Genomic DNA, 13,028 nt, shown 5'->3' on the forward strand with positions numbered 1-13,028 from the left:
GAGGGGCGCTCGGGTGCGGCGTGCGTGCGGCGCGAAAGCGGCGCTCGTACATCTGCCCGGGACGCCCCTCCCCCGATTCCCGGCGCGACGGCCCTTTTCGGTTGTCGAACGTCCGTACTTTAGGACGGCGTTGTCCGGGAATGTCGACGGGCGTGTAACAGGGGTTAGGACCCCCTTCGCGGGCGGGAAACCCCGGGACATGACCCAGAACACCCCGCTCTCCGCCCGTCTCCCGCGCCTCCCCCTCCACCCCGACGATGTGACGCAACGTGTCCTGTCCACCGCCCAGTTGAGGGCGCGGGGCGTGTCCGCCGCGCAGACGTCGGCCCAGTGCCTGCCGGGCGGCCCCTGGCAGCACCTGCTGCCGGGGGTCTATCTGCTGCACCCCGGCCCGCCCACCGGCCGGGAGCGGCTGCACGGGGCGCTGCTGTACGCGGGGCGGCCGCCGGTCTCCGCGCGGCGCGCCGCGGCGGGCCCGTCGGACGCGGGGTACGGGGAGGCGGTGGTCACCGGGGTCGCCGCGCTCGCGCTGCACGGCTTCGCCTCGGCCGGGGAGCTGGGCGCGCTGCACCGGATCGACGTACTGGTCCCCCGTACCCGGCGGCTGCGGTCCACCCGGTTCGTGGAGGTGCTGCGGACCGCCTCGATGCCGGGCCCGGTACGGGTGGGCGAGGTGCCCGTCGCCCCGGTGGAGCGGGCGCTCGCGGATGCGGTGGCGGCCACGGCCGACGCGGCGGACGTCCGGCGGCTGCTGACCGAGGCGGTCCGCGACGGGCACTGCGAACCGGCCGCAGTGGTACGGGAGTTGAGCGAGGCGAAGCTGCTGGGGCGGCCCGCCGTGGTGGCCGCGGTGGACACGCTGCTGGCCGAGGGGCGGGCGGTGGCGGAGGCGCGGCTGTACGCGATGGTGCGCGAGCACGGGCTGCCGGAGCCGGTGTGGAACGTGGAGCTGCGGCTGCCGGGCGGGCCGGGCCTCGGCGGGGTCGACGCCTACTGGCCCGATCACGCGGTGGCGGTGGAGCTGGACTCCCGGGCGCCCCGGCACGCCGTGCACGGCGTGTCCGGCCGGAGGGGCGGCCGGGCCCAGGAGGACCCGCAGTGGTCCGCGTACGCCGCGAAGCGGGAGCATCTGGAGCGGCTCGGGATCACGGTCGTCCACCTCACGCCGAGGAAGCTGCGCGAGGCGCTGGACCAGCAGGCGACGGTCGTACGGACGGCGCTGATGGCGGCGGCGGACCGGGAGCCGGCGGCGTACGTGATGGTGCTGCCGCGCTGAGCGGGGAGGGGCGGCGGCGGTCCTCCGCTGGTCCGGACCACGGGTCCCGAACTCGCGCCCCCGGCGGACGCTTTCACCTCATTCATCCCTGGTGGCGCATTGCCCCCAGTGGCGGATCTGTGCCATGTCACCAACTCGTCTCCGTCAACTCTCCACAAACCTCTGTCATTTACGACAGGGTGAGCGGTCATCCGGTACCGAATTCCGGACTCTCTCTTTCACTTACAGGGATGCTGATGACCAAGGAATCCCCCAGTTCCATACCGGGCGCGAGACGAGCGGCCCGCATAGCGGCCGCGGCGGGCCTTGCGGCCGCTCTCACCGCCACCGGTGCCGCTCCGGTGTTCGCCGTCGGCGACCCGGCTCCGGCCCCCGTCAAACCGGCCGCCACGAGCGACCGGGGCGACAAGCTCGGCAAGGCCGACGCCGATGTCCTGGCGAAGGCCGAGGCCAAGGGCGAGAAGAACATCACCATGATGGTCGCCACCACCCCCGGTGCGACCGAGCAGGTCAGCAAGCAGCTGGACGCCGTCGAGGGCTCCGTGCTCGGCAAGACCTACGACAAGCTCGGCTACGTCCGGGCGACGGTCCCGACGAAGAGCGCCGAGTCCACCATCAAGGCGGCCTCCAAGCTCTCCTCCGTCCTCGGCATCGATCTCAAGCAGGAGATCAAGCTGGACGACCCGACGCCCAAGGGCGACCGGGCCGCCGGTGCCAAGCAGACGAAGGCCACGGGCAGTTACGGGGCGCCGAACAAGAAGACCCCGGCGAAGAACCCGTACAACCCGTCGTTCGAGACGGGCGCGGTCGACTTCGTCGCGAAGAACCCGAAGGCCGACGGCCGCGGGATCACGATCGGCATCCTGGACTCCGGCGTCGACCTCGGTCACCCGGCCCTGAAGAAGACCACCACCGGCGAGCGCAAGATCGTCGACTGGGTGACCGCGACCGACCCGGTGAGCGACGGCGACGGCACCTGGCTGCGGATGACCGAGTCCGTCACCGGCCCGACGTTCACGGCCGGCGGCAAGACGTACTCGGCCCCGGCGGGCAGCTACAAGTTCGCCACGTTCGCCGAGGCGGCCACCACCGGCGGCGACATGGCGGGCGACCTCAACCGCGACGGTGACACCACCGACGTCTGGGGCGTGCTGTACGACCCGGTCACCGGCACCACGCGGGTCGACCTGAACAACAACGCGGACTTCTCCGACGACAAGGTCCTCAAGCCGTACAAGGAGAAGTTCCAGGTCTCCTACTTCGGTGAGGACGACCCGCGGACCCCCGTCGTCGAGCGCATCCCGTTCGTCGTCGAGACCCGCAAGGGCGTCACCTACAACGCGGCCGGCGCCAAGGCCGACTTCGTCAACATCGGTGTCATCGAGGGCTCGCACGGTACGCACGTCGCGGGCATCACCGCGGCCAACGGGCTGTTCGGCGGCGAGATGAACGGTGCCGCCCCCGGCGCCAAGATCGTCTCCTCGCGCGCCTGCACCTGGTCCGGCGGCTGCACCAACATCGCGCTGACCGAGGGCATGATCGACCTCGTCGTCAACCGCGGCGTCGACATCGTCAACATGTCGATCGGCGGCCTGCCGCCGCTGAACGACGGCAACAACGCGCGCGCCGAGCTGTACAAGCGGCTCATCGACATCTACGGCGTGCAGCTGGTCATCTCGGCCGGCAACAGCGGCCCGGGCCTCAACACGATCGGCGACCCGTCGCTCGCCGACCACGTGATCTCGGTCGGCGCGTCGATCTCCAAGGAGACGTGGGCGGCCAACTACGGCTCCAACGTCACCAAGAAGTACGACATGCTGCCCTTCTCCTCGCGCGGTCCGCGTGAGGACGGCGGCTTCACGCCGATCATCTCGGCGCCGGGTGCGGCCATCAACACCACCCAGACCTGGGCGCCGGGCGGTCCGGTCAAGGAGGCGGGTTACGACCTGCCGGCCGGCTACTCCATGCTCCAGGGCACCTCGATGGCCTCCCCGCAGGCCGCGGGCGCGGCCGCGCTGCTGCTGTCGAAGGCGAAGCAGCAGGGCATCGAGCTTCCCCCGGCGGACCTGCGCGTGGCGCTGACCAGCACCGCGGGCCACATCGCGGACGTGCCCGCGCACGTCCAGGGCTCCGGTCTGATCGACATCGTCAAGGCCTGGAAGCAGATCGCCAAGCAGGGCAAGCCCGCGCACGAGTTCTCGGTGAAGGCCCCGGTCGACACCGCGATCGACTTCGCGCTCAAGGACCCGGGCTTCGGCACCGGCCTCTACGACCGCGAGGGCGGCCTGAGGGTCGGCGAGACCAAGGTCTACGACGTCGTCGTCACCCGCACCACGGGCCCGGACCGCGATGTCCAGCACAAGCTGACGTGGAAGAACAACGACGGCACCTTCTCGCTCAGCAGCCCCGAGTACGTCTCGCTGCCGCTCGACACGCCGGTCAAGCTGAAGGTCAAGGCCAAGGCGAAGACCGCCGGGGTGCACAGCGCCATCCTCCAGGTCGACGACAAGAAGACCTCCGGCGTCGACCACCAGATCATGACCACGGTCGTCATCGCCCACGAGCTCCAGCAGCCCGGTTACGCCTTCAAGACGTCCGGCTCGGTGCAGCGCAACGGCACGACGTCGTACTTCTTCAACGTGCCGGAGGGCGCGAAGACCCTTGAGGTCGCCCTCAGCGCGCTGCGCTCGGGCAGCCAGACCCGGTTCATCGCCCTGCACCCGTACGGGACGCCGGTCGACCCGACCTCCACGGTCAACTGCTACCCGAACTACGAGAACCCGGCCAACACCTGCCGCCCGGACACGCGTTCCTACAAGGACCCGCAGCCCGGCGTCTGGGAGATCGAGGTCGAGTCGCGCCGTACGTCGCCGCTGCTGGACAACCCGTACAAGCTGGACGTCGCGCTGCTCGGCGCGGTCTTCGACCCGGCGGTGCGCACCATCGCCGAGGCGAAGATCGGCGCTCCGGCCGCGGTGGACTGGAAGGTCACCAACACCGCCGCCGCCCTCCAGGGCAAGCTCCAGGGCGGTTCGCTGGGCTCGGCCAAGGTGGACAAGCCGTCGATCTCCACGGGTCAGACCCGTGAGACCACGGTGACCATCGGTGCGGGCGTCGAGAAGCTCGACTTCGCCATCGGCGGTACGTCGGACGCCAACGCCGACCTCGACCTGTACGTCTTCCGGGGCGCCACGCAGGTCGGCAGCGGCACCACCGCCGGCTCCGAGGAGACGGTCAGCCTGCTGAAGCCCGCCGCGGGCACGTACACCGTGATCGTCGACGGTTACTCGGTCCCGTCCGGCTCGACGACGTACGACTACCGCGATGTGTACTACGCGGCGTCGCTCGGCACGATCAAGGTCGACTCCACCAAGGCGGTGAACCTGGCCAACGGCGCGTCCGCCCAGGTCGGCGCCGAGGTCGTGGTCGCCGGGGCGGCCCCCGAGGGCCGTCAGTTCTTCGGTGAGGTCCAGCTGGTGAACGCGCGCGGCACCGCCGCGGGCACCGGCAGCGTCGTGATCGAGAAGGTCACGCCGTAACGACCCCTGCGACACCACGGCGGGGCGGGCGCTCTCACGAGCACCCGCCCCGCTGTGCGTGTTCCTCGTCACAGTCCGCGCACACCGCCGCAGATGTTTCCCCGCGCGGGCCCGGGCCTTGCAGAATCTGCGGTCCTCGCGGGAAGAGTCCGCAGGTCGGACAATGGATTGGACAAGGCGGGCCGGGACATACGCATCATGGAGCGGCATACGGACCGCACAGACGCACAGGTGTACAGAACAGAGGAGTCCTCGTGAAGGTCGGAATCGTCGGCGCCACCGGTCAGGTCGGCACAGTCATGCTCAGGATCCTGGCCGAGCGCTCCTTCCCGGTCGACGAGCTGCGGCTGTTCGCCTCCGCCCGGTCCGCGGGCTCCACGATCGACTTCCAGGGCTCCCCCGTCACCGTCGAGGACGCGTCCACGGCCGACTACACGGGCCTGGACATCGTGCTGTTCTCCGCCGGCGGCGCGACCTCGAAGGCGCTGGCCGAGAAGGTCGCCGCCCAGGGCGCCGTGGTGATCGACAACTCCTCCGCCTGGCGCAAGGACCCCGAGGTGCCCCTCGTCGTCTCCGAGGTCAACCCGCACGCGGCGAAGGTCCGCCCCAAGGGGATCATCGCCAACCCGAACTGCACCACGATGGCCGCGATGCCGGTGCTGCGCCCGCTGCACGACGAGGCCGGCCTCGAAGCGCTGACCGTCGCCACCTACCAGGCCGTCTCCGGCTCCGGGATCGCCGGGGTCTCCGAGCTGCACGGCCAGGCCTCCAAGGTCGTCGCCGACGCGGAGAAGCTGGTCCACGACGGCGAGGCCGTGGACTTCCCCGAGCCGGGCGTCTACAAGCGTCCGATCGCCTTCAACGTGCTGCCGCTGGCCGGCTCGATCGTGGACGACGGCTCGTTCGAGACGGACGAGGAGCAGAAGCTCCGCAACGAGTCCCGCAAGATCCTGGAGATCCCGGAGCTGAAGGTCTCCGGCACCTGCGTCCGGGTCCCGGTCTTCTCCGGCCACTCGCTCCAGATCAACGCCCGCTTCGCCCGCCCGATCGGCGTCGAGCGCGCCTACGAGCTGCTGAAGGACGCCGAGGGCGTCGAGCTCTCCGAGATCCCGACCCCGCTCCAGGCGGCGGGCAAGGACGCCTCCTACGTCGGCCGCATCCGGGTCGACGAGACGGTGGACAACGGCCTCGCGCTGTTCGTCTCCAACGACAACCTCCGCAAGGGCGCGGCGCTGAACGCCGTGCAGATCGCGGAGCTGGTGGCGGCCGAGCTGAAGGGCTGACGCGCGGCGTCAGGCGTACCACCGAAGGGGCGGCCACCGGAGTGCACCGGTGGCCGCCCCTTCGCGTGCGCCGAGGGTTCAGAGCGCGAGGTGGCGGCGGAGGGCCCTGTCGATCTCCGCCATACGCTGGCGGGGCACCTCACCGATGCGCTTCAGGATCCGTTCGGGGGAGACCGCCCGGATCTGTTCGCACTGGGCCTTGGAGTTCTGCGGGAGGTGGCTCTCCTCCGCGGCGAGAAGGACCTGGAAGCTGAGGATCCGCGACGTGTTCGAGGTCAGGGGCACCACGGCGACGACGCCCCTGCCGGACACCTCGGCCGACCGGTTGGCGGCGTTGTTGGAGACGATCACCGCCGGACGCACCTTGTTGGCTTCGCTCCCCCGCGCGGGCTCCAGGTCCACGAGGTGGATGTCGCCCCTACGCATCCGTGAGCCCGTCGGCCACCGTGCGGTCCCACAGAGCGGCATCCTCACTCGCGTCCCACTCCTGGAACGCCTCCGTGTACTCCGCCTCCAGTCCCGCAGTGCGCAGCAAGTCGATGGCAGCGTGTATGACGGCGGACCGGGAATCCGCGTCGGTCTTCGCCGCGTACTCGTCGACGAAGGCGACATCCTCCTGGGGCAGACTCACACTAATCTTCATACCGTCGATGCTACCAAGGGTGGCACTTCACTGCTACCCGTGAACGGGGGCCTTCAGGGCCGCCGCACCTCGAAGTGGAGGCACCCGTACTCCACCGCCCGTACGTGCACCAGCGCCACCTCCGGGTCCGCGAACGCCTCGTCGAAGGCCGCGTCGAACCCCTTCGCCTCCTCGGCCGGGATCTCCAGGAGCCGGCCGCCGACGATATGGCCGCGTGCGTCGTAGCGGCGGACCGTGCGCAGGGCGCCGGGGCGCGAGAAGGGGTAGCCCTCGCGCCGCGGGTCCGGGCCCGCGCACGCCTCGGCGTGGATGAAGACCGGGCCCTGCTCGTCGTACGCCCCCGGGCTCGCCCCGGTCGCGGCGGCCCAGCGGCGCAGCGGGGCGTAGGAGACGAGGGCGATGAGCTCTCCGGGCTCGCTGCCGCGCAGGCAGCAGCGGAGGGGCGCGCCGGTCCCCGTCTCCCGGAAGGGGGCGCAGGGGCGGCCCGCGTCGTCGGTGGCGCGGAGTTCGGCGAGGGCGGCGGGGTCGATGGGGCGGGGCTGGTATTCGGTCATGGTCCGAGCCTGTCCCCCGGGGCCTTCCGCGTCCGGCGGAAAACGGACATCGCGCTGGGGACGCGGTACGTGGAAGGATGGCCGGAAACGCCGCATATCAAGTCGCACACCTAGGAGATGACCGCGTGCCTGGCACGAATCTGACCCGCGAAGAGGCACAGGAGCGGGCGCGCCTGCTGACCGTGGACGCGTACGAGATCGATCTCGACCTCTCCGGAGCGCAGGAGGGCGGCACCTACCGGTCCGTGACCACCGTGCGCTTCGACTCCGCGGAGGCCGGTGCGGAGACCTTCATCGACCTGGTCGCCCCGGCCGTCCACGAGGCCGTGCTCAACGGTGAGGCGCTGGACGTCGCCGCCGTGTTCCGCGACTCCCGGATCGCCCTGGCCGGGCTGCGCGAGGGCACCAACGAGCTGAAGGTCGTCGCCGACTGCTCGTACACCAACACCGGCGAGGGCCTGCACCGCTTCGTCGACCCGGTCGACGAGCAGGCCTATCTGTACACGCAGTTCGAGGTCCCGGACGCCCGCCGCGTCTTCGCCTCGTTCGAGCAGCCGGACCTGAAAGCGACCTTCCAGTTCACCGTGAAGGCCCCCGCCGGCTGGACGGTCATCTCGAACTCGCCGACGCCGGAGCCGAAGGACGACGTCTGGACGTTCGAGCCGACGCCGCGCATCTCCACGTACATCACGGCCCTCATCGTCGGCCCGTACCACTCGGTGCACAGCACGTACGAGAAGGACGGCCAGACCGTCCCGCTCGGCATCTACTGCCGCCCATCCCTGGCGGAGTACCTGGACGCGGACGACATCTTCGCCGTGACCCGGCAGGGCTTCGACTGGTTCCAGGAGAAGTTCGACTACGCGTACCCGTTCGCCAAGTACGACCAGCTCTTCGTCCCGGAGTTCAACGCGGGCGCCATGGAGAACGCGGGCGCGGTCACCATCCGCGACCAGTACGTCTTCCGCTCCAAGGTGACGGACGCGGCGTACGAGGTGCGGGCCGAGACGATCCTGCACGAGCTGGCCCACATGTGGTTCGGCGACCTCGTGACGATGGAGTGGTGGAACGACCTCTGGCTCAACGAGTCGTTCGCCACCTACACCTCCATCGCCTGCCAGGCGGACGCGGCGGGCTCGAAGTGGCCGCACTCCTGGACCACGTTCGCCAACTCCATGAAGACCTGGGCGTACCGGCAGGACCAGCTGCCCTCCACGCACCCGATCATGGCGGACATCAGCGACCTGGACGACGTCCTCGTCAACTTCGACGGGATCACGTACGCCAAGGGCGCCTCCGTCCTCAAGCAGCTCGTGGCGTACGTCGGCCAGGACGCGTTCTTCCAGGGCGTGCAGGCGTACTTCAAGGCGCACGCCTTCGGCAACACCCGCCTCTCCGACCTGCTGGGCGCGCTGGAGAAGACCTCCGGCCGCGACCTGAAGACCTGGTCGAAGGCGTGGCTGGAGACGGCCGGGATCAACATCCTGCGCCCGGAGATCGCGACCGACGAGAACGGCGTCATCACCTCCTTCACCGTGCTCCAGGAGGCCCCCGCGCTGCCCGCCGGCGCCAAGGGCGAGCCGACGCTGCGCCCGCACCGGATCGCGATCGGCGCCTACGACCTGGATGCGGACGGCAAGCTCGTGCGCACCGACCGGATCGAGCTGGACGTCGAGGGCGAGCGCACGGACGTACCGGCCCTGGTGGGCAAGGCCCGTCCGGCGGTCGTCCTGCTCAACGACGACGACCTGTCGTACGCGAAGGTCCGCCTGGACGCCGAGTCGCTGCGGGTCGTCACCGAGCACCTGGGCGACTTCGCCGAGTCGCTGCCGCGCGCCCTGAGCTGGGCCTCGGCGTGGGACATGACGCGCGACGGCGAGCTGGCGACCCGCGACTACCTGGCGCTGGTGCTCTCGGGCATCGGCAAGGAGTCGGACATCGGTGTCGTCCAGTCGCTGCACCGTCAGGTGAAGCTGGCGCTGGACCTGTACGCGGCCCCGGAGACCCGTGAGGGCGCGCTCAACCGGTGGACCGACGCGACGCTGGCGCATCTGCGCGCCTCGGAGCCGGGCAGCGACCACCAGCTGGCGTGGGCCCGCGCCTTCGCGGCCACGGCCCGCAACCCGCAGCAGCTGGACCTGCTCCAGTCGCTGCTGGACGGCACCGAGTCGATCGAGGGCCTGGCCGTCGACACCGAGCTGCGGTGGGCGTTCGTGCAGCGGCTGGCCGCGGCCGGGCTGCTGGACGAGGAGGAGATCGCCGCCGAGTACGAGCGGGACAAGACGGCGGCGGGCGAGCGCCACGCGGCCTCCGCGCGGGCGGCCCAGCCGTCCGAGGAGGCCAAGGCCCAGGCGTGGGCGGCGGTCGTGGACTCCGGCGAGCTGCCCAACTCGCTCCAGGAGGCGGTCATCTCCGGCTTCGTCCAGCCGGACCAGCGTGAGCTGCTGGCCCCGTACACGGAGAAGTACTTCGCCTCGGTGAAGGAGGTCTCGGACTCGCGCAGCCACGAGATGGCCCAGCAGATCATCGTGGGCCTCTACCCGGCCCTCCAGGTCTCCCAGGAGACCCTGGACGCCACCGACGCCTGGCTGGCCTCGGCCGAGCCGGGCGCGGCCCTGCGCCGGCTGATGTCGGAGTCGCGGTCCGGCGTGGAGCGCGCCCTGAAGGCCCAGGCGGCGGACGCGGCGACGGCCACGGCCTGACACGCGAGACCCGGAGGGGCGTCTTCTTCGCTGCGGCGGATGCGTTGCGGCGGAGGGGGCGCCCCTTCGGCGTACGCCCGCGCGCGGGTGGGTCTCCCGTGGCCTACGGTCCGAAGGGTCGTCGCATGATGCTCCGGCCGCAGGCCACGGGAGGGTTCGGATGCCCGGCTTCGCCGCCGCCGTGCCGGTCGCGCTGGCCCTGTGCGCGGGGCTGCTGGCGGGCCCCGCCGCACCGGTGACGGACCGTCCGGACTGCCGGGCCGGTCCGGCGGGCTGCTACGACCTCTACACGTACGGCTACACCCTGGGGCTGCACCCGTTCACCGGGCCGGACGCCGTACGGAGGCAGCTGACCGACCACTTCTGGCTCTTCCCGGTCAGCGGTGGGTGCGCGGGGCGGATCCGGGCCGGGGCGCGGTGCGAGCTGCTGGGCGGCAACCCGGTCGAGGTCGAGTACATCGGGGACGACTTCTTCCAGATCAACACGTTGCCGGGCCATCAGCTGGGCCGGGGCATGCACATCCGCTTCGCGTTCTCGCGGACCCTCGGCTTCCACACGATGACGGTCCGGGCCTGGCAGGACCGGCCCACCGACTGCACGGGCGAGGCCTTCTGCAACGGGGTCAACAGGGCGTTCGCCTGGGTGACCTGGCGGGTGCTGGCCAAGACGCTGCGCTTCACGGCGTACGCGGCCTGAGCCGCCGGGCCGCCGGGTCCGTTGGAAACCGCCCGGCGGGCGGGCGCTGATGCGCAACCGTCCGCCGGGCGGAGACTGGGGGCCGGGGAGGCCTTACGGGGTTACGCGCCCGACTCCTCGTAGCGGCGGGTCAGCTCGGCCGCGCCGGACTCCGTGAGGGTGCCGTGCAGCCGCATCCGGGCCACACCGCCGTCGGGGAAGGCGTCGAGGCGGACGTGGGTGACGACGGCCTGGGCGCGGAGCACGAAGCGGTGGAGGGTGTCGGGCTGGAGGCGGGTGCGCGGGAGGATCTCGAACCACTCGCCGGTGTCGCCGTTGCGGCCCTGGAGGGCGATCCAGCCGGCGGAGTTGCCCTTGAGGTAGGCGGTGTCGATCTCGATCGCGCGGACCGCGCCCTGGGCGGGGAGGCGGAAGCGGACCCAGTCGTTGGTGTCGCGGACCCGGCGGCGGCGGTTCTCCCAGCCGTCGTCCATCTTGCGGGAGGTGCCCGGCAGGATGATCTGGGTGGGCGAGGAGTAGAAGCGGTCGGACGCGTCCTCGTACGTACCGCCGTTGAGTACGGAGATCAGGTCGACGGTGCCGAGCGCGGCGAGCCAGGCCGGGTCGGGGACGACCTCGCCGTGCACGCGGAGGCGGGCGATGCCGCCGTCGGGGTGCTGGCAGAGGCGGATGTGGGTGTAGCGGCGGCCGCTCGTGATCTCGAAGGCGTTGGCTGCGTGGCCGCGTACGGGGGTGGGCGGAAGGATCTCCTCCCACTTCACGTCGTCGGCGAGCAGCTGCTCGGGGCCCGGGGCGCCCTCGACGGAGGTGGCCTGCACGGATACGCGCTGCGGGTAGTTGCCGCGGAAGTGGGCGGTGTCCACGACCAGGCCGCGGATGATCCCGGGCGCGCCGAGGCGGACGATCGCCCAGTCGTGGTCCTCGGGGGCCGGGAACGGGTGGTCGGCGTCCGCGCCGCGGCGGCGGCGGGTCTCCCAGCCGTCCATGATCTTGCCCTTGTGCCCGAAGTGCTCGGGGTCGAAGACGGCGCGCTCGCGGATCAGCAGGTTCTCGCGCTCGGCGAAGAACTCGTCGTTGGCGGCGATCACGCCCGCGCCCAGGCGGCGGTCGGCGAGGTCGACCAGCTCGGTGAAGGGGAGGTCCCCGGCCTCGCGGTAGTCGGCGTACGGGTCGCCGCCGCCGTAGGGCGCGGCGTCATTGGCGTGGGGGTCGGTGTCGGAGTTCTGGAATGTGGTCTCGCTCGCGTCGAAGGTCATGTCCCTTACCTTCGCGCCACCGGACCCATCAGGTCCATCGAAAGTTTTCGCAGATATCTTTCAGTTCAGCTGAAAGATCGGGCGGTTTCGGTGAGTGCCGCGAGAACGCGCGCCACCGCCGGCCCGCTCTCCGCCCCGTGCCGGAGCGCCGCCACCACATGGCGGCGCGGCCGGTCCGCCTCCAGGACCCGCATCACCACGCCCTCGCGGCGCTCCCGGGCGGCCATCCGGGGGACCAGCGCCACGCCCATGTCCGCCTCGACCAGGGCGAGGATGGCGGTCCAGCCGGCGGCGCTGTGGGCCTGCTCGGGGACGAAACCGGCCGCCTCGCAAGCGGCGGTGGTGATCTCGGACCAGGGTCCGGAGCCGCCGAAGATCCAGCGGTCGGCGGCCAGGTCCGCGAGGCGCAGTCCGGGCGCGTCGGCCAGCGGGTGGCCGGCGGGGAGCGCCACGTCGAGCGGGTCGGCGAGCAGCGGGAAGAGGGAGAAGCGGGGGTCGCGGGCGGTGGGCGCGTGGGCGGCCAGCGAGAGGGCCAGGTCCACCTCGCCCGCGGTGAGCAGTTCGTACGCCTGGGCGGCCTCGGCCTCCCGTACGCGTACGTCGGGTCCCGGGCGGTCCTCGGCGCGCAGCAGCCGGACGGCGGGGACGACGAGGGCGGGCACGGCGGTGGAGAACGCGGCGACCCTGACCTCTCCGGCCTCGCCCCGCAGATAGCCGGTCAGTTCGGCCTCCGCCCGCTCCAACTGGGCGAAGACCGCCTCGGCGTGGCGCAGGACGAGGTGGGCGGCGTCGGTGAGGCGGACCCGACGGCCCTGGGCCTCCAGGAGGTCCACGCCGAGCTGCCTGGCCAGATTGGTGAGCTGCTGGGAGACCGCGGAGGGGGTCATCAGGAGCGCCTCGGCGGTCGCCGTGACCGTGCCCCGGTCGCGCAGAGTGCGCAGGATGCGGAGCTTCTTGACGTCCCACTCGGTCATGGGCGCAACCTACCGGCCCGGCGCGGGCGGTCCGGCACACAGCCGGGGCGGGCCCGTCCCGGTCCGCACGCACGGATGCGCCGCGCGGTGGTTCTCACCGGCGG

10 protein-coding genes are annotated in these 13,028 nt (G+C 71.5%); 5 read left to right on the forward strand and 5 right to left on the reverse strand.

Features of this window, described 5'->3' with window-relative positions; translation table 11 throughout:
* The first annotated feature begins 199 nt into the window (after positions 1 to 199).
* From A3Q37_RS28580 to A3Q37_RS28590, 3 genes are all read left to right on the forward strand, one after another.
* Positions 200 to 1,276 (forward strand): hypothetical protein, encoded by a 1,077-nt coding sequence (locus tag A3Q37_RS28580; protein ID WP_065488751.1) that lies wholly within the window; start codon positions 200 to 202, stop codon positions 1,274 to 1,276.
* Positions 1,277 to 1,506: 230 nt separating this feature from the next.
* Entirely contained in the window at positions 1,507 to 4,815 is a 3,309-nt protein-coding gene (locus A3Q37_RS28585) for a S8 family serine peptidase (RefSeq protein ID WP_176711529.1), read from the forward strand.
* Between the two features lie 254 nt (positions 4,816 to 5,069).
* Complete coding sequence (locus A3Q37_RS28590) at positions 5,070 to 6,098, forward strand: aspartate-semialdehyde dehydrogenase (RefSeq protein WP_065488752.1); 1,029 nt, start codon at positions 5,070 to 5,072, stop codon at positions 6,096 to 6,098.
* A 78-nt stretch (positions 6,099 to 6,176) separates the two neighbouring features.
* Here the strand turns inward: A3Q37_RS28590 and A3Q37_RS28595 are convergent, their stop codons facing one another.
* Genes A3Q37_RS28595 through A3Q37_RS28605 form a run of 3 tightly spaced genes read right to left on the reverse strand, consistent with a single transcriptional unit; the run spans position 6,177 to position 7,295 of the window.
* On the reverse strand, positions 6,177 to 6,524 hold the full coding sequence (locus A3Q37_RS28595) for a type II toxin-antitoxin system PemK/MazF family toxin (protein ID WP_065488754.1): 348 nt from the start codon (positions 6,522 to 6,524) through the stop codon (positions 6,177 to 6,179).
* Positions 6,517 to 6,741, reverse strand: coding sequence for a ribbon-helix-helix domain-containing protein (locus A3Q37_RS28600; protein WP_029182542.1), 225 nt, complete (start codon positions 6,739 to 6,741; stop codon positions 6,517 to 6,519). The genes A3Q37_RS28595 and A3Q37_RS28600 overlap by 8 nt, the downstream gene beginning before the upstream one ends.
* Positions 6,742 to 6,794: 53 nt before the next feature.
* A complete protein-coding gene (locus A3Q37_RS28605) occupies positions 6,795 to 7,295 on the reverse strand; it encodes a DUF1203 domain-containing protein (protein ID WP_065488756.1) in 501 nt (166 codons plus the stop codon).
* A gap of 125 nt (positions 7,296 to 7,420) precedes the next feature.
* Here A3Q37_RS28605 and pepN point away from each other — a divergent pair, with 125 nt between their 5' ends.
* Both pepN and A3Q37_RS28615 read left to right on the forward strand, forming a co-directional pair.
* A complete protein-coding gene (gene pepN, locus A3Q37_RS28610; protein WP_065488758.1) occupies positions 7,421 to 9,997 on the forward strand; it encodes an aminopeptidase N in 2,577 nt (858 codons plus the stop codon).
* A 160-nt stretch (positions 9,998 to 10,157) separates the two neighbouring features.
* Entirely contained in the window at positions 10,158 to 10,694 is a 537-nt protein-coding gene (locus A3Q37_RS28615; protein ID WP_065488763.1) for a hypothetical protein, read from the forward strand.
* 101 nt (positions 10,695 to 10,795) lie between these two features.
* Here A3Q37_RS28615 and alc read toward each other — a convergent pair whose 3' ends face one another.
* The gene (gene alc / locus A3Q37_RS28620; protein WP_065488766.1) at positions 10,796 to 11,950 is read right to left on the reverse strand and encodes an allantoicase; all 1,155 of its coding nucleotides are present in this window, start codon (positions 11,948 to 11,950) and stop codon (positions 10,796 to 10,798) included.
* A 65-nt stretch (positions 11,951 to 12,015) separates the two neighbouring features.
* Positions 12,016 to 12,924 (reverse strand): LysR family transcriptional regulator, encoded by a 909-nt coding sequence (locus tag A3Q37_RS28625; protein ID WP_065488767.1) that lies wholly within the window; start codon positions 12,922 to 12,924, stop codon positions 12,016 to 12,018.
* Positions 12,925 to 13,028 lie beyond the last annotated feature (104 nt).

The organism is Streptomyces sp. PTY087I2 (assembly GCF_001687325.1).
In the GTDB taxonomy this organism is placed as follows: Bacteria; Actinomycetota; Actinomycetes; order Streptomycetales; family Streptomycetaceae; genus Streptomyces.